This is a genomic window from Arthrobacter sp. MP_M4, assembly GCF_035984855.1.
Classification (GTDB): Bacteria; Actinomycetota; Actinomycetes; order Actinomycetales; family Micrococcaceae; genus Arthrobacter.
The window spans coordinates 37,467-57,978 of record NZ_JAXCHX010000023.1; the positions used below are offsets into that span (position 1 = coordinate 37,467).

Below are 20,512 nucleotides of genomic sequence, written 5' to 3' on the forward strand. Positions count from 1 at the left end.
CTTAGCGGCGAAGGTCCTGCTTGGCCCGGACGCCGGAAAGGGGGTGGGAACTATGGCACTTGCACTGAGGAAAGTCGCACTCAGGCAACACCTGCACCCGACGACGTGGCCCCGCTTCGTCTTCGGCCCTGCTTCGCGGGGAGACACCGCAACACCGGTCGTCCACAAAAACGACGAGTATGAGCATGCCTCCGAGATTGACCTCGCCGGATTCGAAGTTGAAACCGATGCGCACGGACATCACTACGCTGTGCGGAAGGAAGACCTGCCCAAAGAGGAAGTCTGAACCCGCCCGGCATAGGGCAGGAGAAGTCGGCGGCACATGGAATAGGAGTGGCAGACGCCGCTCCTATTCCCGTGAGGCCCCGGTGTGGTTCGCAGGGTCCCGTCAGCGGCCGGTGCCGCCGTACACCGTCGCTTCGTCCTCGCTATCAAGGTCGAAAGCCTTGTGGATGGCGCGCACGGCGTCATCGAGCAGGTTGGCGTGGGTGACGACGGAGATCCGGATCTCCGATGTTGAGATCATGTTGATGTTGATGCCCGCCTCGGAGAGTGCCGCGAAGAAACGCGCGGAAACCCCCGGGTGCGATCGCATGCCGGCGCCGATCAGCGACAGTTTGCCGATTTTCTCGTTGTACTCAATGCTTTCGAAGCCAATCCGGTCCTGCGCGGCGTGCAGGGCGGCCAGCGCGTCGGCGCCCTCAACGATCGGCAGGGTGAAGGAAATGTCGGTCCGGCCCGTGCCATGGGTGGAAACGTTCTGGACGATCATGTCGATGTTCGAGTGGGCATCGGCGATGACCTGGAAGATCGCCGCGGCCTTGCCCGGGATGTCGGGTACCCCGACCACCGTGACCTTGGCTTCCGAACGGTCGTGTGCAACACCGGAGATGATTGGCTGCTCCAAGGCAACTCCCTCTTGGGTTGTGATCTTGTCGTCGGCGCTGGGCAGGACCCAGGTGCCTTCGTTTTGGCTGAATGAAGACCGCACGTGCAGCGGCATACCGAAGCGGCGGGCGTATTCCACGCAGCGAAGGTGCAGGATCTTGGCGCCGGACGCCGCAAGCTCGAGCATCTCCTCGCTGGAGATCCGGTCGATTTTCCGGGCGGACGGTACGACGCGCGGATCGGCGGTGTAGATTCCATCGACGTCGGTGAAGATCTCGCACACATCCGCGTCGAGGGCGGCCGCCAGTGCCACCGCGGTGGTGTCCGAACCGCCGCGGCCCAGGGTGGTGACCTCGTTGGTGGTGCGGCTCATACCCTGGAAGCCCGCGACGATCGCAATGTGCCCCTTATCCAGGGCCGTGCGGATGCGGTGCGGGTCGACGTCGATAATCCGGGCTTTGCCGTGGATGCCGTCCGTGATCATGCCGGCCTGGGATCCGGTGAAGGACTGGGCGGAGGCGCCGAACTTGTTGATGGCCATGGCAAGCAGGGCCATCGAGATGCGTTCGCCGGCGGAGAGGAGCATGTCCATCTCCCGGGCAGGGGCCGAGTCGGTGACCTGCGCGGCAAGGTCAAGGAGTTCGTCGGTGGTGTCACCCATGGCCGACACCACCACCACCACTTCGTCACCGGCGTTCTGAGCGTCCACGATCCGCCGGGCTACACGTCGAATGCCCTCGGCATCGGACACGGAGGACCCGCCAAACTTCTTTACGACGAGGTGTTTCGTGGCGGTGCCAGAGACGGGCAGCTCCTGTGGCTGCTGTCCGGGATGGACTGCTGTAGTGGGCAAACTCATGCGCGCACCCTTACTGGATCATCGGGGTTCTGGGCCAAGCAACCAAACGGCGCGACGGCGTACTTCTCCGCCCAGTTTATCGCCGTGTGTCCCTGGTTGCTGAATTGTGACCGCATGCCAGACACCCGGCCGGTGCTTCGCGGGACATGCTCTGTGGTGGTGGCGATGGTTGGGCATGTCGGCTGCTTCGCGGGACATGCTCCGTGGTGGTGGCGAGGGTTGGACATGTCGGCTGCTTCGCGGGACATGCTCCGTGGTGGTGGCGAGGGTTGGACATATTGGCACTATGTCCAACCGTACGAGCCAGCGATGAGCATGTCCGCTCCAGGAACGTGCGACGGCGGCGGCGGCCGCCGTGTTGGGCTCAGCTCAGGGCGTTGCGGCGACCCTCGAAGGCGCGGCCCAGGGTAACCTCATCGGCGTATTCGAGGTCACCTCCCACCGGCAGGCCCGATGCCAGCCGGGTGACGGCGATGCCGATGGACTTGAGCATGCGCGCCAAATACGTCGCGGTGGCTTCGCCCTCCAGATTGGGGTCGGTCGCGATAATGATTTCCTGGATGGCACCGTCGTTGAGCCGGGTAAGGAGCTCGCGGATCCGGAGCTGTTCGGGGCCGATGCCGGCAATGGGATTGATGGCCCCGCCTAACACGTGATACCGCCCGCGGAACGAGCGGGTGCGTTCAACGGCGAGGACATCCTTGGATTCTTCGACGACACAGATGATCGAGGGGTCGCGGCGCGGATCCCGGCAGATATTGCACAGTTCCTGCTCAGTGACGTTCCCGCACACTGTGCAGAATTTGACCCGTTCCTTGACCGTGATGATGGCATCCGCCAGCCGTTTCATGTCCTGCGGGTCGGCCTCAAGGATATGGAACGCCAGACGCTGGGCCGACTTGGGCCCGACGCCGGGAAGGCGTCCGAGCTCGTCAATCAGCTCTTGAACTGCACCTTCGTACACTGTGTCCTCGTTCGTTGGGGATGGCGACGGGCGGAGGGCCCGGCGGGGCGGTCAGAAGCGCGGCGGCAGCGGACTTCCGTCCAAGGACCGCTCTTCCACCAGTTTTCCGCCGAGGATCCGTTCGACGGCGGCGCGTCCGAATATCCCCGATTCCTCGATGGTTTCATCATCCGCGCTGGGGATGTCCTGGACATAGGTGGTGGTGGCAGCCGCACGGGCAGGGGCCTTGGCGCGCCCGGCTTCGGCTTCCGGACTGTTTGAGAGCCGCTGATAAAGGCTTTGCCGGCTTGTTGCGTCTGGAGGAACCAATGCCTGGGCCGCTGCAGGCGCGGGGGCGGCAACCGGTGCCGAGGACCGCATAACGGGCGCAGCGGAGTCCGGGCCAGGAACGGAGCGGGCACCAGCTGGTACCAACACCGCGGCCTCGCCCCGCTCGTCGGTCGCAGCGACCTCATACTCCGCGGAGGCCGGAACTGTAGCGGCGTACTGCGGGATCTGGGCCGCCGCAGGTTCGTAGTGCGGGGGTTCCGGCTCGGGGGAGGCGGCAGCGGCGGCAGGTGCCTCGGGCGGATAGTTGCCGATGTTGGAGTCCGAACCAATTGTCCAGACGCCGGGAGCCTGCTCAAGGGCACGGGACCACGGGTCATCGACCGTCTCCGCCGCCTGGGGCGCCGGGATTATGGTCTCCGGAGTCTTCGCCTCGGCTCCGGATCGCGGCGGTGCAGGGGACTCCGTGCGGGAAGCTGCGGTAGCGGCGGGCGGCTGAACAGCACGTGCCGCGACTGGAGCTGACGGGTCCCAGTCCATGGGCGGTTCCTCGTCCAGCGGCGGAGCGTCTTCATCGCGGGGCGGACCCCAGTCATCGTCAGGGTAGGCGTAGGAACCGGCAGCGTCCAGCACGGTTGCCTGCGGCTCAGCCGCGGCTGCTGCACTGGCCGGCGGCGCCTCCTGGCCGGCGGCTGACTTTGCTGGCTCAGGCTCAGGCTCAGGCTCCGGGGACGGTGCGGGTTTGGGGGCTTCAGAGTCCGGCCGGGCCGAAGCTGCGGGAACAGCTGCCGGACCGTGCGCCGCCTGCACCGGTTGCGTTGATGCCGGCTGCGCATGGGCTTGTCCGGTCCGCGCTGCTTCGGACTGCGCTGGTTGCATCCGGGCAGGGGGCAGGCCCCAGTCAGCATCGGTGGACGCAGCCGGGACGTCCCGGCTAGCGGGTGCTTTTGGGTTTGGCTCAGAGCTCGCTGGACTGTTGGTTCCACTGGCAACCGCGTGGATCTGGCAATCGATGCCGATGGTCTTGTGGATGGCCTGCCGCAGGTTCTCGGAATGATCCGCGCGGCCAAATGCGCCAGCCAGACCCGAGGTGGTGAACGCAAGTGTCAGGACGTGGTCCTCGAAGTGGCCTACTTGGGCGTTGGGCTCAACCAGGGCCCAGGTGCTGCGTTTTATCTTGGTCAGCGTCTGTAGGATTTCAGGCCAAGCGCGGCGGAGGACCTCGACGTCGGGCCCGGTTCCGGCAGCATGCGCCGTGGCGGGCACTGCCGACGGGGCGGGGGAGGCCGACGGGTTTTGGGGTCGCGGAGCCGGTGCCGGGGGGACTGAGGCGGCGGAACCCGGACCGGATGATGCGGCCACCGGTGACGGCGTAGCCGCCGGTGCAGGCCGCGCGGGCGTGATCTCTTGCGGTGCCGGTGTCCGCCCGTTAGTCCCATTAGTAACGGGTGCAGACTCGTCGACAGGCCAATCACCGGTGCTGACGCGGGGGGGAGTGAGGCTCTCCCGGGCCGGTGCCGCCACTGCCGGTACCGCGGGTGCGGAAACAACAGGTGCGGAATCGACGGGTGCGGGAACAACGGGTGCGGAATCGACGGGTGCGGGAACAACGGTTTCGGGAACAACAGGTGCGGCTGCGGCCGGGTTGGCTGGCGGGTTGGCGGTTTGGACGGCCGGAGCGGGAACAGCGGACGCATTCAGTGGCGGGTTCCCGGCCGGAGCGGGAACAGCGGACGCATTCAGTGGCGGGTTCCCGGCCGGAGCGGGAACAGCGGACGCATTCAGTGGCGGGTTCCCGGCCGTGGCCGCGGCGGAAACAGGGACGGGAGCGCCGACGTCGTTCCCGGCGTAGTTCAGCCGCCGCTCCACCCGGTCGATCCGGGCAGCGATGCCGCGTTCAGTCTGTTCCGAAGACGGCAGCAGAATGCGGGCGCACAGCAGTTCCAGATGCAGCCGCGGGGAGGTTGCGCCGGTCATCTCGGTCAGGGCGGTGTTGGTGACGTCTGCGGCCCGGGACAGCTCGGCCGCACCCAGGTTGTGTGCCTGGATCTGCAGTCTCGCGATCTGGTCGGTCGGCATGCCGCGGAGAATGGATTGGGCGCTCTCCGGCAGCGCTTGAACGATGATCAGGTCCCGGAAGCGCTCAAGCAGGTCCTCCACGAAGCGCCGCGGGTCATGTCCCGTTTGGATGACCCGGTCCACGGCGCGGAAGACGGTCGCGGCGTCGGAGGCGGCAACGGCCTCGACGACGTCGTCCAGCAGGGAGGCATGCGTGTAGCCCAGGAGGGCCACCGCGAGTTCATAGTCCAACCCGTTCGGTCCGGCCCCGGCCATGAGTTGGTCCAGGACGGAGAGGGAATCCCGCACCGAACCACCGCCGGCGCGGATCACGAGGGACAGCACGCCGGGGGCCACCGCGACGTTCTCCTGCGTGCAGAGCAACTCGAGGTAAGCCATGAGCGGTTCGGGCGGCACCAGCCGGAACGGGTAGTGGTGTGTGCGGGAGCGGATGGTGCCGATGACCTTGTCCGGCTCCGTGGTGGCGAAGATGAACTTGATGTGTTCCGGCGGCTCTTCGACGATCTTGAGCAGGGCGTTGAAGCCGGCGGACGTGACCATGTGGGCCTCGTCAATGATGAAGATTTTGTAGCGGTCGCGGACGGGGGCGTACGTGGCGCGCTCCCGCAGGTCGCGGGCGTCGTCCACACCGCCGTGGCTGGCGGCGTCGATTTCGATGACGTCGAGGGAGCCGGAGCCGCCGCGGGCCAGTTCGACGCAGCTGGGGCACTTGCCGCAGGGCGTATCCGTGGGGCCTTCGGCGCAGTTCAGGCAGCGGGCCAGGATGCGGGCCGAGGTGGTTTTACCGCAGCCCCGGGGGCCCGAGAAGAGGTAGGCGTGGTTGACGCGGTTCTTGCGCAGGGCCGTCATCAGCGGCTCGGTGACGTGCTCCTGGCCAATAACGTCCGCGAACGAATCGGGGCGGTATCTCCGGTAAAGGGCGGTAGTAACAGTCACAGCTAAACCCTACCAATCGGCACAGACATAAAAGACCCCTCATGCACCCGCCAGAGCCCATTTACCCTTGCTACCTTCCGGTCCTGGGGGAGTTCAACAGGATGACGCCACATGAGGGGCCGTCAGCAAGTTTACCCGACGTTTGAGTGTGCCCCGAATCGTCTGCATCCGGACCGGCGGAACCGACGGGGACATGCCCATTTTTCGCGCCCGCGGATGGGCATGATGGGCTTATGTCCCCTGGTGTGGGCGGGGAGCGGGCATGCCCTGCCGGGTGGGGCCGGAACCCAATTGGGCTATGCCGGGAAGTTCAGGTATTCTAGTATCTGCTTTTGATTCAAAAGCTACTGGAGAATTCGCCTAGCGGCCTATGGCGCACGCCTGGAACGCGTGTTGGGTTAACGCCCTCGGGGGTTCAAATCCCCCATTCTCCGCGTTTGGCCCCGGTCCCATGGACCGGGGCCTTTTTGCGTCCGCCTTCAGCCAAACCCGGACCGGCACCCCGGGAACCGCACACCGGGGTGCCGGTCCGGGCACCCGGTCCGTCAGGCTTGAAACCCCAGCCGGCGGAGCCGGCGCCGGGCGGCTTGTTCGCTGGGCCCCACCCGGCCGAGAGCAACATGAACGACGCCGAGGGTTACCTTCGTGGCCAGCCGTACCGGAAGGGGAACGGGTCCCAGACGTGCAGTCCGGAGGCCTAACAAATCGCGGTACTTTGGCTCGAGGCTTGCCACTGCCGCAGCGAAGAGCACCCGGTAGCCTGGCCGGAGCACGGGGTGAAGCGGCGGGTTGCGGATGAAGGCCACCGTCTCGGCCACCTTCTCATCGGAACGGAGTTCTCCGGCGTCGTACCAGTCGTCCAGTTGCCGGCGCATGGCCTCCTCGGTGAGCGGCGGGGACGCTACTCCCATCAGCTCACCAGCCTGCGCCCATTCCCGCACATACGCGTCGGCGCCGCCGGGAATGGGCCTGCCCCAAATCTGGTGCGCAGAAAGGAAAGCGTCGGTGAAGGCGATATGCACCCAGCGGAGCAGCTCAGGATCATTGGCCGCATAGCGTCTGCTGATCCCGTGAGCGTCCACGTACTCACCACGCACCGATTCGTGGAGTTGCTTCACCCAGTCAGAGGCTCCGCGGGCCGCGGCGGTTGAACCGAAGGTGACCGTAAAGATCCAGCGGATGGTGCCGGCCAGCCGCCCGAGAGGATCCTCGCGGAACCGGGAGTGGTCGTGGACGCCGGCCAGTGCGCCGGGATGGAGCGCCTGCATCAACAGTGCCCGGATTCCCGCCACGATGGTGGGCATGTCCCCGTGGACGGCCCAGACCGCGGAGCCCGGCAGGTGGTAGCCAGGGTCGTCGCCGTCCGCCAGGCGCGGCACCCACTCCGGCACCTCGTCCCGGGTCCCGGTGAACGTCTGTTTAAGCTCGGACTGCCATTCCCTGAGGAGGTTGCGCATACTTCATTCTCGCTTATGCCCGCGGAGCCCGGTACTTGCCCCGGAAGCCAGTACTACTGGCCTTCCACTCGACTTTGCAAGGGGAGTGGTTTGTACCGTTCACAGGCTTCCGATGGTGTGGTGCCATAAGACAGTGGGTCCGCGAAATTTGGGACCGACGAACAGGATGCGGAGTCACATCGTGGGAAAGCACTGGGGAAACTCGACGAGTGAAAAGGCTGCAAGGGCCAGGATCATCGCTGCGCGATGTCTGTCCGGCGGGTTTTGCCTCTCGTTGGCGGTGCTGACATTCTCAGCCCAAGGTTTGCCCGGCCCTGGAGCCAGCGTGGCACCCTCCAGGGCGGCAATGGCTGCCGCAATGGGTCCGGAGCCGCTGGCTCCGGCCGCGCGTGCCGTTGCCACCGCCACCGCCGACGCCAGCGCCACCGCCTCGGACGTTCCGGTCGCGACACCGTTCACCGCGGATGCCCGGGCGCTGGTGGCCTACGCCCGATCCAATGTCCAGACAACCTCCAGGGACGGTGTGCCCGGAGAACTCAATGTGGCCTCTGCCGGATTGAAACGGCCTGCCGTTGGTTTCCTCATGGCCCCCCTTGAGTCCCTTCGGGAATCCTCACCTTTCGGACTGCGGACCAGCCCCATCTCGGGGTCGGCCGGTGAATTCCACTGGGGCCAGGATTACGCCGCCGCATGCGGCACCCGTGTCTACGCCGCCGACGCCGGAGTGGTGCGTGCCGTCGGCTGGCACCCGTGGGGCGGCGGAAACCGAGTGGAAATCGACCATGGCAACGGACTGATCACCACCTACAACCACCTTGAGGCGATCGCAGTCAAGAAGGGCGATTCGGTGCGGGTGGGCGAAGTTATCGCCCGGGTGGGAACCACCGGATCGTCCACCGGCTGCCACCTGCATTTTGAAACCATCCTCAACGGCGCCCACAAGAACCCGCACGACTGGGTCCTGCTTCCGATTGCGCAGACGGATCCGCTGGGCCCCATCGAGATGACCAGCTACGCACCCGAGGCAGGCCTGCCGGCCAACGCCGGCCTCGGCTGGGCCATCCCCGTATCGGACGACAGAAGGCATGAAGTCGCTGGCGGCGCTGAGGAAGTGCCCGTTGCGGCGACGCCCCGGACGCCCTCCGGCTCGTCCGCTGCTGCCTCACCAACCCCGTCGGTCTGGGACGGGCTGTCCCCGACGAGAACGAGCCCGGCCAAGCCAACCGCTGAAACCAGCCGGCCGCCGGCCGGCCCTTCGAGCGGGACCACCGCGCCGGTGGGTTCGCAGCCGCCAAGCGACACGCCGACTGTTACGCCGCCCGGGACTGGGACGCCGCCGGGGACTGCTACGCCGCCGCCGTCATCGACGCCGCCGGGGACCGCTATGCCGCCGCCGTCATCGACGCCGCCGGGGACCGCTATGCCGCCGCCGTCATCGACGCCGCCTGGGACCGCTACGCCGCCGCCACCTGTCCTGCCGCCACCTGTCCTTCCGCCGGTTGTCGCGCCGCCACCTGTCCTTCCGCCGGTTGTCGCGCCGCCACCTGTCCTTCCGCCGGTTGTCGCGCCGCCACCGGTGCAGCCGCCGGTTGTCGCGCCGCCACCTGTCCTGCCGCCGGTTGTCGCGCCGCCACCGGTGCAGCCCACCGTGGCACCTGTCCTGCCGCCGGTTGTCGCGCCGCCACCGGTGCAGCCCACCGTGGCACCCGTCCCGCCGCCGGTTGTCGCGCCGCCACCGGTGCAGCCCACCGTGGCACCCGCCCCGCCTACCGTCGTCGCTCCGCCCGCCCCGCCTACCGTCGTCGCTCCGCCCGCCCCGCCTACCGTCGTCGCTCCGCCCGCCCCGCCTCCCGTCGTCGCTCCGCCCGCCCCGCCTCCCGTCGTCGCTCCGCCCGCCCCGCCTACCGTCGTCGCTCCGCCCTCCCGGCCTCCCGCCGTTGCTCCATCGGTGATGCCGGACCCGTCAGTGCCTCCTACGCCGTAGCAGGCACCAACCCATACCCGCGTTCGTTGGTGTCGAAGAACAGTCGTGACCACTTCCGGAAACACCGCTCCGGGCACGAACTTCAATACCGACTTCGCGAGGAACCCTGCCATGACCCCTCTCCACAGCATTCCGCTCACCCTCAATGACGGAACCAACACCGATTTTGGCCGCTTCAAGGGGGAGGTGGTGCTGGTGGTGAACGTCGCCTCGCAGTGCGGCTTCACGCCGCAGTACGCGGGGCTCGAGGCGCTCCACAACAAATTCCGGGAGCAGGGGTTCCAGGTGCTCGGCGTCCCCTGCAACCAGTTCGCGGGACAGGAACCTGCCGGGGACTCCGAGATCGCAGAGTTCTGCGAACGGAACTTCGGCGTGACATTCCCGCTGACCACGAAGTCAGACGTCCGCGGCAAGAACCAGCATCCGCTGTACTCCGAGCTCACCAAGTTCAAAAACAGCTTCCTGCCGGGACTGGTGAAATGGAACTTCGAGAAATTCCTCGTGAACCGCGACGGCGTCGTGGTTGCCCGCTTCGCCCCCACCGTTGAACCCGACTCACCGGAGGTCATTGAGGCCGTCCAGGCCGCCCTGAGTTGAGAGTCGGCTCCCGGACCACTAGGGGACAAGGGCCTCTATTTCTAAGCATGCTTACGGCCTAGACTGGCCGAACCTTCCAAATATTCCAGGCACGGCCGCGGCTTGATGCGCGATGAGGCGTGGGCTGTCGGACTTAGATCTGCCTGGCGGGCGGTGCATCAGCAAGCTTCGAGAATTCCAACTGGACCCAGCCAGTGTGGTCCGTGAACCAGGAGGAAAGTGATGACAGGAAACAAAGCCGTTGCCTACAAGGGGCCAGGAAAAGTCGAACTGATCGACATTGACTACCCCACCTTCGAACTTAAGGACGGCCCCGGGGTTAATCCGGCCAATGTGGGCCGGCCTGTGCGCCATGGTGTGATCCTCAAAACCGTTGCCACGAACATCTGCGGCTCGGACCAGCACATGGTCCGAGGACGTACCACCGCCCCCGCAGACCTGGTGCTCGGCCACGAAATCACCGGCGAGGTCGTGGAGGTAGGCCCGGATGTTGAGTTCATCAAAGTGGGCGACATCTGTTCCGTCCCCTTTAACATCGCCTGCGGACGGTGCCGGAACTGCAAGGAGCGAAAAACCGGCATCTGCCTGAACGTCAATCCCGCCCGCCCGGGCGCCGCTTACGGCTACGTGGATATGGGTGGTTGGGTCGGCGGCCAGGCGAACTATGTCCTCGTCCCGTATGCGGACTGGAACCTGCTGAAGTTCCCGGACAGGGACCAGGCCCTCGAAAAGATGATGGACCTGACCATGCTCTCGGACATCTTCCCCACCGGCTTCCACGGTGCCGTCAGCGCCGGCGTGGGTGTCGGCTCTACCGTCTACATCGCCGGTGCCGGGCCCGTCGGCCTCGCAGCGGCCACCAGTGCGCAGTTGTTGGGCGCAGCGGTGGTGATTGTGGGGGACATGAACGCGGACCGGCTGAAGCAGGCACGCAGTTTCGGCTGCGAAACCGTTGACCTGTCCCAGGGCGGACCGGCGGAGCAGATCGAGCAGCTGCTCGGCGTGCCTGAAGTGGATTGCGGCGTCGACGCCGTCGGGTTCGAGGCGAAGGGGCACGGCCACGACGCCAAGGAAGCTCCGGCGACTGTGTTGAACTCCCTCATGGAGATCACCACCGCCGGCGGCGCTCTTGGCATTCCGGGACTCTACGTCACCGGTGACCCGGGCGGCATCGACGAGGCCGCTAAGAAGGGCGCACTCTCGCTCAGCCTCGGCACCGGCTGGGCCAAGTCGCTGAGCTTCACCACCGGACAGTGCCCGGTGATGAAGTACAACCGCCAGCTGATGATGGCGATCTTGCACGACAAGGTCCACATCGCCAAGAACGTCAACGCTAAAGCAATTCTGCTGGAGGACGCTCCGAGGGGCTACGCGGAGTTCGACGCCGGTGCAGCGACGAAGTACGTGCTGAACCCGAACGGTTACCTGAGCTAGGCGCCGGACACCTGAGTAACCGTATTCCGGCGGGCACAAACCAAAACAGGTATGTGTCCGCCGGACTACTGAATGTCTTCGTTTTTTCAAACATGCCTACTGGAGTTTGCACATTGTTGGCCGAATGTCTGGTTGGATAGACATTACTGAGAGGGAAGCTGGTGGCTACAGCCGCCACCCAACCAGGAAGGTAGCAATGGAGCTCATCGAGGCCGAACATCCCCGGCCGCGTCATTTTCTACTCCATCTGAGTGACCCCCACCTGCTGGGAGGTTCAACGCCACTGCATGGTGTGGTCGACAGCGACTCCCGGCTCAAACAACTCTTCGACGAAGTCCGCGCGTCCGGCGCACGTCCGGAGGCCGTGATTTTCACCGGCGATCTCGCTGACCGGGGCGAAGCCGAGGCCTACGCGAAGCTGCGGGCCATCGTGGAACCCGCCTGCAAGGCAATGGGCGCGAAAGTCATCTGGGCTATGGGGAACCATGACAATCGCGCCAATTTCCGGACCGGCCTGCTGGACCAGCCCGCCGATGACGCCCCGGTGGACCACACATATTTCATCAACGGGCTGCGCATCATTACCCTCGACACCTCAGTTCCGGGCTTCCATCACGGCGAACTGAGCCCCGGGCAGCTGGAGTGGCTCGAAACCGAACTCGCCACCCCCGCGCCGGACGGAACCATCCTGGCCCTGCATCATCCCCCGGTGCCCTCGGTCCTGGACCTTGCCGTGCTCGTGGAATTGCGGGATCAGGCGGCGCTGGCCGGAATTTTGCGGAATTCCGACGTTCGGGCCATTCTGGGCGGCCACCTGCACTATTCGACGACGGCCACGTTCGCCGGGATTCCGGTCTCCGTGGCGTCGGCCACCTGTTACACGCAGGACCTCAACGTTCCGGTCGGTGGGACCCGCGGGCGCGACGGCGGTCAGGCGTTCAACCTCGTCCACGTCTACGAGCACACGATTGTGCACTCCGTGGTTCTGCTCGGCGATACCCCCGCCGTCGGAGAGCTTGTCTCCGCGGAGGAAACCCAGCGGCGGATTGCGGCGGCCGGGATCCGCATTCCGGACAAGGCAAAGCTGGAGGATCCGGCTAGGATTCCAGGCAACCGGCGGCTGACCGCCCGCAACTAGGGCGGGCAGCACCGCCCGGCCGCTACTTCTCCCAGGGCGCCTTGATCGGGTAGTACTTCTCCAGGAAGTCCGTTACCAGCTCGGCCCGCTCTTCAGCCGGCACTTCCGGGAAGCTGCCGTCGTTCAGGCAGAAGAAATCCATGTTCCGCTTTGCGAGCAACTTGGGAAGGTAGTTCAGCCCGGCCCGGGCGGTGGTGTCGACGTAACGCACCTTGGCCGCCGTCTGGGTCACTGCCCGGCCGGTGAGCAGCGCGTAGTAGTGGTAGAACGAGTTGGTGACCGAAATGTTGTCGGCGGCGCGGAAGGTGCTCGCCGCCGTCTTGGCGAACTCCGCCGGGAACTCCTGCTCCATGGTGGCCACGACGCTGCGCCGCAGGGGCGCAGCCGTGTGTTCCAGGTGGCGGGTGGTGATCCGGCCGAAGCGGTCCCACAGCAGCTTCCGGTTAACCCGTGCGGCGTTTTCGAAGCCGCTGCGTTCGGCGTCGTTGTCCCCGAGCCCGATCCGGGTCTCCGCCTCAATGAACTTCGTGATGCCGCCCGGCGTAAAGAATATGTCCGGTCCGACGGAGCGGCCGAAGAACATGTCGTCATTCGAGTACAGAAAATGCTCCGACAGGCCCTCTATGTGGTGAAGCTGGCACTCCACCGCCTGCGAGTTGTGGGTGGGCAGCACGGACGGGTCCGCGAAGAACTCCTCGCTGCGCACAATCGTCACTCCCGGGTGGTCCGCCAGCCATGCGGGAGTGGGGGAGTCGGTGGCGATGAAGATCCGGCGGATCCAGGGCGCGAACATGTACACCGAGCGCAGCGCGTACTTCAGTTCGTCGATCTGGCGGAAGCGGGCTTCGTGGTCGTCGCCTTCGCCCACCACAACGCCGGCCATCCGGGCGCGCCGGGCTGCGATGTACTCCGGGGAGCTGCCGTCCACCCAGGAGAATACGAGGTCCACGTCGAAGCTGATGTCACTGGCGTGGTCCGCGAACATGTTCTCGATGGTGGGCCAGGTGTGCCCGTACCGCTCCACTGTGCCGCGGACGGCGTCCTGGGCGAGCAGGGTCCGCCGGGTCAGGGAGTTCTCGATCGGAAGTATCAGCTGGTCGCCTTCGAAACTCCACAGTTCCAGCTGCACCCCTGCCGAGGCGCCGAACTCAAATCCTCCCTCGGGTTCAACCCGGGGACGGTAGAGCCGAAAGATCCGGGCCTGCCGGTTGGGGGAGAGCTCGCCGTCGGCCACCAGCACTGAGGATTTCTTCTTGGCATCGACAGTCATTGAGTAGAACGGCTCATCATGGCAGGCCTCCACGAGGGCAGCGCGGAGCTCCCTGCGGTCCTTCCAGTCAACGGCGATGACGGGCCTGTCGTTGTTGCCGCGGACCAGGAGGTAGTCGAGTCCGGCGCCGTCCAGCACCGAGCGCACGAACATCAAGTCCTCCACCATGGCCTGGTACGGCGTGCGGTTTTCGTTGATCAGCCCGTACCGGCCCCGCCGTCGTACAACACCCGGGCGGCTCCGGAACCGCGCGACGGCAGCCGCGGACGTAACTTCATCATGTGCGTCAACGGAGGCCTGGCTGCCGTAGTAAATCTCGTCCTGGACCAATGCGTCTGTAATTTCGATTCTCCGTGATTCTTTGCGTAAATGTGTGCCTACTTGCATGATATCGCCCACCCCAAAATTGCCCGGTCAGTCCGCGGCGGGGACGCCGCCAGTGGGGGGCGACGGCCCCTCGTCCGCCCCGGAGCGCGGGTTGGTTGCGCCCGGTGCTCAGCCCAGGAGGGCCACGCGCCAGCTGCTGAGGAAGGCCGCCCCGGCGTCGTCGTGGATGACGTCCCGGCCCAGCCCAAGATCCGCCGCGGTGAGCACCTCATACGGTTTCACCGGCACGCCGTCAGCGGGCCGGACGTCGATGTGTTTGACCGGGTGGTCGTTGTGATGCAACCAGTCGGCCATGGCGTAATCGGTGCGGGAATCCCCCACCGTGCGCCAGGCTTGCGGGGTGATGCCCTGCGCCGCCAGCAGCTCCACGGCCCGGCTCGCGCCGAGGTCCTTGCCAAGCCGGACGGACTCGATGTCGGTGGAGATGATGGTCGGATCCACGCGGTAGTCGACCCGGTCATCGGAGTCCGGTGCGTGGTGGTCCAGCCGCACCACGCCAAGGCCGTGACGGGCCATCAGGTCCATGGCATCGGCGTCGAACAGCTGCTGCTCGGCCCGGTAGTCGGAGTTATCCGCATCGATGTGCTGCTCAACGGAAACCATGGCCAGCTTGGTTTCGTCGAAGAACATGTGTGCGGCGTAGTCCTCGGCCACGAGCCGGCGGATGTCGTCGCCGAAGGCCTGCGGCACTGCCAGGTCGGAATCGAGGTGGACGGCCCCGGGGCCTGTCGCGGTGTAGCTGAACCAGACGGCACCCTTCTCGCACACCGCATGGATGAGGGTGCCGGCCGGCATTCCCGCGGCGATCATCGGCTCCATCACCTGCTCGCGGATGAAAGCAGCTGAGCGTCCGGTGTTGAAAACCACCGGGATCCCGGCTGCGGCCAGCGCCAGCAGGTCCGTGATGATGGCCGGCTGCACTGTGCGGGTGACGGGACTCGCCACGGGGCCGTCGACGTCCAGTAGCAGGGCCAGCGGAGGAGCCGACGGCGGGAAGGGAACTGGGGTCTCGGCAGGTGTCATGGTTTTATTCTCCCAGCCGGCACGCATCTTTGCATGTGCTGTGGAGTGCACCGCAGTCAAGGTCTTGACCGTGACAGGGCGGCGCGGGTGGTGTGACAAATGGTTACCGTTTGGCTACAACCTCCCGGCGGCGGGAGTCGTGGATTCCCTTGACCGTCCAAGTTCCTTAGGCTTGCATGGTGATATTCAAAGCCGTGGGCGAGGGCCGCCCGTATCCCGACCATGGTTACAGCACGCCCAAGGACTGGGCGGCGTTGCCGCCGCGACCGGTGCGGCTGGATGATCTGGTGACCACCAAGCGCACCCTGGACCTTGAGGCGCTGTTGGCGGAGGACTCCACGTTCTTCGGTGATCTGTTTCCGCACGTCGTGGAGTACCGCGGCGTCCTCTATCTTGAGGACGGCCTGCACCGCGCTGTCCGGACGGCGCTGCATCAACGCACGGCGATCCATGCCCGTGTTCTGGTCATAAGTGGCTAGAAAGCCGAAGGACGTCACCGTCCTGCACGGGCACCAGGTCATCAGCGGATCGGATCTGCGGGCGACTTTCGTGGAGGATGACGGGCTGCAGGACAACCCGGTCCGGATGCGCCGCCGCATCCTGCACGGCGTGGTGCTGGTGCTGCTGGTCGGGCTGCTGACCACCGCGATTGTGGTGGCCCTCGCCATCATGAACGGGCAGCTCAACGTTCCGACGCCGGAGCGCAGCACGGCCGCCGCGTCCGTCTGCCCGGAGGCGCGCTTTGACTACGCGCCGCCGGAGACGGTCAACCTTAACGTTTTCAACTCCACGTCCCGCCCGGGCCTGGCCCGCACCGTGGCCGATGAGTTTGCGGCCCGGAAGTTCATGGTCGGCACCGTCGCCAACACGACGTCGAGCTACCGCGGTGCGGCGTTGGTGGTCTCCGGCGCCGCGGGCCAGTCTGCGGCGTTCAGTGTGCAGCGCAACCTGCCGGGCTCGGATTACTTTCAAGATGCCCGGACGGACCCCAGCGTGGACATCATCCTCACCGGGGACTTCCAGGCCCTCGCGAGAGCGGAGCTGGTGGACCAGACACCGGGCCGGCTCAGCTGTCCCCGTGAGGACCGGCGGATTGTGGAGGATCCGGGGACCGTTACCCCCAGGGCAGCGCCCGCCCCGGCCCACTAGGGCCGCCGCTGCGCCGCCCTCTGTCCGGCTGCCGGATGTCAGGAGTGCAGGCGGAGGGGCCGGCCGGCGCCGTCAAGCCGCGCACCGGCACCGAGCTGGATGAAACGCACCGTCCGGGCCAGCCGCGCGTCGGAACCGGCATCCTGGCCGGAGCCGTCACCGCGCGCGGCGCTGGAAGACAGGGTGCCATGAATGAGCTGCGCGAGCTGGGCAATGTCCGCCTCGGGGAGGTAGTCCTGGGCGACGCCGTCGCGCAGGATGCCCTGCAGGAGCACGCTGAGCTCCCCGACGTGGCCGGCGAGTTTTGCGAACGAGGCGGGGGAGAGCACGGCCCCCATCGTGGGGCCCGGCGGCAGATGGCGCCGGCTGAGGTCCTCGACCTGGGCGCGGACGTACAAAGCCAGGCGGTCCACCGGGTTCTCCAGTGTGGCCAGGGCTTCCCGCAGCTCCGCCAGGAACCTTTCGGTCTCGTCCAGTGCGTAGGCAATGAGCAGCTCTTCGATGTCCGCGAAGTAGTTGTACACCGCGGTGCGGCCGATCCGGGCATGCCGGGCGACGTCGGTCATGGTCAGCCCCGGCAGTCCATGGGTAAACAGCAGTTCGCCGAAAGCGGTCAGGATCCGGCGTTGGGTCTCGGCGCGTTGGGCGGCGTTGCTCGCGGCCGAGATCCTGGGCATACGGACACTTTAGCGCCATCCGTCAGCAAGACGCCCGGCTGTCAACTGGCGCCGGCGTGAGACGGCGCCGGCGTGAGACGGCGCGGGCGTCAGAGGGCGCAGCCGTCCGGGCCGCAGGCCGGTGCGGTCCCGTCTTTGTCCCCGCCGCCGGCTGCGGTGACCATTTCCAGCGGGCGGCTGTCCCGCCAGGCCTGCTCGAGGGCCTCGGTGAACGTCTCGGCGGGCTGGGCTCCGGAGAGCCCGAATTTGCGGTCGATCACGAAGAAGGGAACGCCGGTGATGCCCAGCGCACGGCCTTCCTCGAAGTCCATCCGGACGTCGTCGGCGTACTTGTCGGTGGTGAACAACTCGTCCAGTTCGGCGGCGCCGATCCCCAGCTCCAGCCCCAGCGAGGTCAGGTAGGTGCGGCTGCCAATGTCCTGGCCGTGTTCGAAGTGGGCGCTGAGCAGGCGTTCCTTCGCGGCGTCCTGCACCCCGTGCGCTGCCGCGAGGTGGATCAGCCGGTGGGCGGTGAAGCTGTTGGCGACCACGACGTCGTCGAACCTGTAGTCAAGGCCTTCATCCCTGGCCTGCTCTGCCACGTGCGCGAACATGCCGGCAACCTGGGCCGGGGCCATGCCCTTGCTGGTGCTCAGATAATCCAGTTCCGTGCCGTCGTAGTGCTCCGGCAATGCCGGATCCAACTGGTAGCTGCGCCACTGCACGTGCACCTCCTCACGGTGCGGAAACGCTGCGAGGGCGGTTTCAAAGCGGCGCTTGCCGATGTAGCACCAGGGGCATGCGACGTCGGACCAGATCTCAATCTTCATGTCCGTCACAACCCTGGGGGCAGCGGCGCCATTCCCTGGCGGGCTGTCGGCTTGGTCACGGCGTGAGCGGGCGTTCCATCACAAAATCGTGTTCCACCGTCGAGCCGAGCTGGAACGACTTTGTGCCGACTTTGCGGAAGCCGGACTTCTCGTAGAACCGGATGGCGCGGCCATTCTGGCTGTTCACCCCAAGCCAGAGGCCGCGGGCGCCGTGCGCCGTAGCCTCAGCCACGCTGGCGTGCATGAGTTCGGCGGCAGCACCGAGACCGTGGTGGTCCGGGTGCACGTAGCATTTGCTGAGCTCGGTGCAGGGCAGGCCCGTCAGCACCGCTGCCACGTCCGGATCCTCGGTGGGGCGGGCCACGAGCAGGCTGTAGCCCCGGAGCCCGCCGCCGACGTCGATCACGAGGACGGTGACGTCGGGGTCGGAGAGGTAGCCGCGGAAGTTTGCCTCGCTGAGTGTGTTCGCGAGGTGGGCCCCGATATCGTCCGGGTCAGAACCGGGCGGGCATGCCAGCGGAAACGTGACGGCCGCGAGCCCGGCCAGCGGGCCGGCGTCGTCCGCGGTTGCCGTTCGGATTACGTGCGTCATGCCCAGAACCCTAGTCCGTGGAGGGGGCGGTCCGCGCTTCGTGAAGCGTTGTTGCGGCCCCGTGGGGCTGGGGCGGGCGTCTCACGCCGGGGTCAGCGGGAAGGGTAGGCAACATAAGCGAACCGGCTGGAATCCGGTGACCAGCTGTTGACGTTCAAGGTTCCCTGGCCGCCGGGTACGGCCCAGGTGTGCAGCGGGGTGGACCAGTCGTCCAGCGAAACGGCGACGACGTCGACCGGCAGGTCAGCCGGGTGACCCAGGGTGCCGGCCGGGAACCTGAGGTAGCTCGCGCGGAGCCCGTCCGGGGAGAGATGCGGGAACCAGTCCACCGTGTCGCTGCTGACCAGGCGTTCCAGAGCTGACCCGTCACGGCGCACGCGGGCGATCTGGGCGTGCCCCGGCCGGCTGCTGAACGCCTCTGTGTTGAGGTAAATCCAGGCGCCGTCCGGTGAGTATTCCGGTCCGTCCCAGTGCCCGCTCCCTGTGCTGATGGTTGCCGGGTACCCGCCGGCCGCGGGTATTGTCATCAGGCGTCCCGGGCCCGTGAAGTCGCCTCCTTCCACCCCCACGCAAGCGAGTTCCTCCCCGTCCGGGCTCACCCCGTGCAGGAAGTACGAGAAGCCCTCCGGCGCCGTGATCCGGTCCGCCGGCCCTCCCCGGGTGGCGGCCCGGTACAGGTGGCCGTCATCGGCGGAGAGGTAGATCTGGTCTCCGCCGGGGGCGAGCACATGGTCATTGTTGAGCCTGGGGACGCCGGTGAGGGGGATCAGCTCCGGTGAGCGGGAGGACAGGTCCAGCCGCCACAGGGAACCGCCGCCGTTGAGGATGAGCGCGGTATCGTCCGGCGTCCAGTTGGGTGCCTCCAGCAGCAGGTCGTTGCTGGCGAAGATCAGCTCCCGGGCCCCCGTGGTGACGGATGCGATCCACATTTCACAGCGCTGCCCCGGCCTCAGCGCCCGGCTCATCCCGGACCCCCGGGGCTGCTGCTCGCCACGGTCCCGCCGAACTACTGCGTGAACGCGGCGTCGAAGGAGGTGGTGGACGCCGGGAAGTCGAATTTCTTCAGCGCGGCGAGGGCTTCGGGTGCCCCGTGGAGGCGGTCCATGCCGGCGTCCTCCCACTCGATGGAGATGGGGCCGGTGTAGCCGATGGCGGTCAAGGCGCGGAAGGATGATTCCCAGGGGACGTCGCCGCGGCCCGCGGAGACGAAGTCCCAGCCGCGGCGCGGATCACCCCAGGGCAGGTGCGAGCCCATCACGGTGTTCCGGCCGGTGGGGCGCAGCTTCGTGTCCTTGCAATCGACGTGGTAGATCCGGTCCTTGAAATCCCAGATGAAGGAGACCGGATCGATGCCCTGCCACATGAAGTGGGACGGGTCCCAGTTCAACCCGAAGGCCTCGCGGTGCCCGATGGCTTCGAGGGTGCGCACGGTGGTCCAGTAGTCGTAGGCAATCTCGGAAGGGTGGACCTCGTGGGCGAAGCGGACCCCGCATTCATCGAAGACGTCCAGGATGGGGTTCCAGCGGTCGGCGAAGTCCTGGTAGCCGGCGTCGATGACCTTTTCCGGGACCGGCGGGAACATCGCCACATACTGCCAGATCGAGGAGCCGGTGAACCCCACCACGGTGTCCACTCCGAGGGCTTTGGCGAGGCGGGCGGTGTGTTTCATTTCCTCGGCTGCGCGCTGCCGGACGCCTTCAGGGTCCCCGTCACCCCAGACCTTGGCGCCGACGATGGCCTCGTGCCGGAAATCGATCGGGTCATCGCAGACCGCCTGGCCCTTGAGGTGGTTGGAGATCGCCCAGACCTTGAGGTTGTACTTCTTCAGCACGGCGAGTTTGGCCTCGACGTAGCCGGGTTCGTCCCAGCGCCAGGCGTCCAGGTGGTCGCCGGAGACGGCGATTTCCAGGCCGTCGTAGCCCCACCCGGAAGCCAGGCGTGCGACGTCCTCGAAAGGCAGGTCGGCCCACTGGCCGGTGAACAGGGTGTACGGGCGGGCCAT

General features: G+C 66.5%; 18 protein-coding genes, 1 tRNA gene and 1 other RNA gene. 8 read left to right on the plus strand and 12 right to left on the minus strand.

The window, feature by feature from the left end; translation table 11 throughout:
* Positions 1-52 precede the first annotated feature (52 nt).
* Entirely contained in the window at positions 53-286 is a 234-nt protein-coding gene (locus RCH15_RS15085; RefSeq protein WP_326961480.1) for a hypothetical protein, read from the plus strand.
* Positions 287-388: 102 nt separating this feature from the next.
* On the opposite strand, the gene RCH15_RS15090 is transcribed toward RCH15_RS15085, so the two are convergent.
* The 4 genes from RCH15_RS15090 to ffs all read right to left on the minus strand — a co-directional run bounded on the left by RCH15_RS15090 (position 389) and on the right by ffs (position 6,117).
* Complete coding sequence (locus RCH15_RS15090) at positions 389-1,747, minus strand: aspartate kinase (RefSeq protein WP_326961481.1); 1,359 nt, start codon at positions 1,745-1,747, stop codon at positions 389-391.
* Positions 1,748-2,111: 364 nt separating this feature from the next.
* A complete protein-coding gene (gene recR, locus RCH15_RS15095) occupies positions 2,112-2,711 on the minus strand; it encodes a recombination mediator RecR (RefSeq protein ID WP_024366686.1) in 600 nt (199 codons plus the stop codon).
* Between the two features lie 51 nt (positions 2,712-2,762).
* Entirely contained in the window at positions 2,763-5,993 is a 3,231-nt protein-coding gene (locus tag RCH15_RS15100; protein WP_326961482.1) for a DNA polymerase III subunit gamma and tau, read from the minus strand.
* 27 nt (positions 5,994-6,020) lie between these two features.
* Positions 6,021-6,117, minus strand: an RNA gene (ffs, locus tag RCH15_RS15105) — signal recognition particle sRNA small type.
* A 225-nt stretch (positions 6,118-6,342) separates the two neighbouring features.
* On the opposite strand from ffs, the gene RCH15_RS15110 reads away from it, so the two are divergent.
* Positions 6,343-6,427 (plus strand) — tRNA-Ser (locus RCH15_RS15110).
* A gap of 111 nt (positions 6,428-6,538) precedes the next feature.
* Here RCH15_RS15110 and RCH15_RS15115 read toward each other — a convergent pair.
* Positions 6,539-7,450, minus strand: coding sequence for an oxygenase MpaB family protein (locus tag RCH15_RS15115; protein ID WP_326961483.1), 912 nt, complete (start codon positions 7,448-7,450; stop codon positions 6,539-6,541).
* Positions 7,451-7,775: 325 nt separating this feature from the next.
* Here RCH15_RS15115 and RCH15_RS15120 point away from each other — a divergent pair, with 325 nt between their 5' ends.
* From RCH15_RS15120 to RCH15_RS15135, 4 genes are all read left to right on the plus strand, one after another.
* Positions 7,776-9,434, plus strand: a complete 1,659-nt coding sequence (locus RCH15_RS15120; RefSeq protein WP_326961484.1) for a peptidoglycan DD-metalloendopeptidase family protein — start codon at positions 7,776-7,778, stop codon at positions 9,432-9,434.
* Between the two features lie 111 nt (positions 9,435-9,545).
* On the plus strand, positions 9,546-10,031 hold the full coding sequence (locus tag RCH15_RS15125) for a glutathione peroxidase (protein WP_326961485.1): 486 nt from the start codon (positions 9,546-9,548) through the stop codon (positions 10,029-10,031).
* Positions 10,032-10,253: 222 nt separating this feature from the next.
* Positions 10,254-11,465 carry a formaldehyde dehydrogenase, glutathione-independent gene (fdhA, locus tag RCH15_RS15130; protein ID WP_326961486.1) on the plus strand — a complete coding sequence of 404 codons (1,212 nt, stop codon included), beginning with the start codon at positions 10,254-10,256 and terminating at the stop codon, positions 11,463-11,465.
* Between the two features lie 196 nt (positions 11,466-11,661).
* Positions 11,662-12,603 (plus strand): phosphodiesterase, encoded by a 942-nt coding sequence (locus RCH15_RS15135; protein WP_326961487.1) that lies wholly within the window; start codon positions 11,662-11,664, stop codon positions 12,601-12,603.
* A 22-nt stretch (positions 12,604-12,625) separates the two neighbouring features.
* Here the strand turns inward: RCH15_RS15135 and RCH15_RS15140 are convergent, their stop codons facing one another.
* On the minus strand, positions 12,626-14,260 hold the full coding sequence (locus tag RCH15_RS15140; RefSeq protein WP_326961488.1) for a stealth family protein: 1,635 nt from the start codon (positions 14,258-14,260) through the stop codon (positions 12,626-12,628).
* Positions 14,261-14,368: 108 nt separating this feature from the next.
* A complete protein-coding gene (locus RCH15_RS15145; RefSeq protein ID WP_326961489.1) occupies positions 14,369-15,283 on the minus strand; it encodes a hypothetical protein in 915 nt (304 codons plus the stop codon).
* 179 nt (positions 15,284-15,462) lie between these two features.
* On the opposite strand from RCH15_RS15145, the gene RCH15_RS15150 reads away from it, so the two are divergent.
* Both RCH15_RS15150 and RCH15_RS15155 read left to right on the plus strand, forming a co-directional pair.
* On the plus strand, positions 15,463-15,762 hold the full coding sequence (locus RCH15_RS15150) for a type II toxin-antitoxin system VapB family antitoxin (protein WP_326961509.1): 300 nt from the start codon (positions 15,463-15,465) through the stop codon (positions 15,760-15,762).
* Positions 15,755-16,432, plus strand: a complete 678-nt coding sequence (locus RCH15_RS15155; protein WP_326961490.1) for a LytR C-terminal domain-containing protein — start codon at positions 15,755-15,757, stop codon at positions 16,430-16,432. The genes RCH15_RS15150 and RCH15_RS15155 overlap by 8 nt, the downstream gene beginning before the upstream one ends.
* Positions 16,433-16,470: 38 nt before the next feature.
* Here the strand turns inward: RCH15_RS15155 and RCH15_RS15160 are convergent, their stop codons facing one another.
* The 5 genes from RCH15_RS15160 to RCH15_RS15180 form a co-directional block, all read right to left on the minus strand.
* Positions 16,471-17,109 (minus strand): TetR/AcrR family transcriptional regulator, encoded by a 639-nt coding sequence (locus RCH15_RS15160; protein WP_326961491.1) that lies wholly within the window; start codon positions 17,107-17,109, stop codon positions 16,471-16,473.
* 89 nt (positions 17,110-17,198) lie between these two features.
* Positions 17,199-17,918, minus strand: a complete 720-nt coding sequence (locus RCH15_RS15165; protein WP_326961492.1) for a DsbA family oxidoreductase — start codon at positions 17,916-17,918, stop codon at positions 17,199-17,201.
* Positions 17,919-17,973: 55 nt separating this feature from the next.
* The gene (locus RCH15_RS15170; protein ID WP_326961493.1) at positions 17,974-18,510 is read right to left on the minus strand and encodes a GNAT family N-acetyltransferase; all 537 of its coding nucleotides are present in this window, start codon (positions 18,508-18,510) and stop codon (positions 17,974-17,976) included.
* Between the two features lie 92 nt (positions 18,511-18,602).
* Positions 18,603-19,439, minus strand: a complete 837-nt coding sequence (locus RCH15_RS15175) for a TolB family protein (protein WP_326961494.1) — start codon at positions 19,437-19,439, stop codon at positions 18,603-18,605.
* A gap of 77 nt (positions 19,440-19,516) precedes the next feature.
* The gene (locus RCH15_RS15180; RefSeq protein ID WP_326961495.1) at positions 19,517-20,512 is read right to left on the minus strand and encodes a sugar phosphate isomerase/epimerase family protein; all 996 of its coding nucleotides are present in this window, start codon (positions 20,510-20,512) and stop codon (positions 19,517-19,519) included.

What these genes read in the sequence shown, in the direction of transcription:
- RCH15_RS15085 (WP_326961480.1), top strand. Translation starts at nt 53, where the DNA reads ATGGCACTTGCACTGAGGAAAGTCGCACTCAGGCAACACCTGCACCCG.
- RCH15_RS15090 (WP_326961481.1), bottom strand. Translation starts at nt 1,747, where the DNA reads ATGAGTTTGCCCACTACAGCAGTCCATCCCGGACAGCAGCCACAGGAG.
- RCH15_RS15115 (WP_326961483.1), bottom strand. Translation starts at nt 7,450, where the DNA reads ATGCGCAACCTCCTCAGGGAATGGCAGTCCGAGCTTAAACAGACGTTC.
- RCH15_RS15125 (WP_326961485.1), top strand. Translation starts at nt 9,546, where the DNA reads ATGACCCCTCTCCACAGCATTCCGCTCACCCTCAATGACGGAACCAAC.
- fdhA (WP_326961486.1), top strand. Translation starts at nt 10,254, where the DNA reads ATGACAGGAAACAAAGCCGTTGCCTACAAGGGGCCAGGAAAAGTCGAA.
- RCH15_RS15135 (WP_326961487.1), top strand. Translation starts at nt 11,662, where the DNA reads ATGGAGCTCATCGAGGCCGAACATCCCCGGCCGCGTCATTTTCTACTC.
- RCH15_RS15140 (WP_326961488.1), bottom strand. Translation starts at nt 14,260, where the DNA reads ATGCAAGTAGGCACACATTTACGCAAAGAATCACGGAGAATCGAAATT.
- RCH15_RS15145 (WP_326961489.1), bottom strand. Translation starts at nt 15,283, where the DNA reads ATGACACCTGCCGAGACCCCAGTTCCCTTCCCGCCGTCGGCTCCTCCG.
- RCH15_RS15160 (WP_326961491.1), bottom strand. Translation starts at nt 17,109, where the DNA reads ATGCCCAGGATCTCGGCCGCGAGCAACGCCGCCCAACGCGCCGAGACC.
- RCH15_RS15165 (WP_326961492.1), bottom strand. Translation starts at nt 17,918, where the DNA reads ATGAAGATTGAGATCTGGTCCGACGTCGCATGCCCCTGGTGCTACATC.
- RCH15_RS15170 (WP_326961493.1), bottom strand. Translation starts at nt 18,510, where the DNA reads ATGACGCACGTAATCCGAACGGCAACCGCGGACGACGCCGGCCCGCTG.
- RCH15_RS15175 (WP_326961494.1), bottom strand. Translation starts at nt 19,439, where the DNA reads ATGTGGATCGCATCCGTCACCACGGGGGCCCGGGAGCTGATCTTCGCC.
- RCH15_RS15180 (WP_326961495.1), bottom strand. Translation starts at nt 20,512, where the DNA reads ATGGCCCGCCCGTACACCCTGTTCACCGGCCAGTGGGCCGACCTGCCT.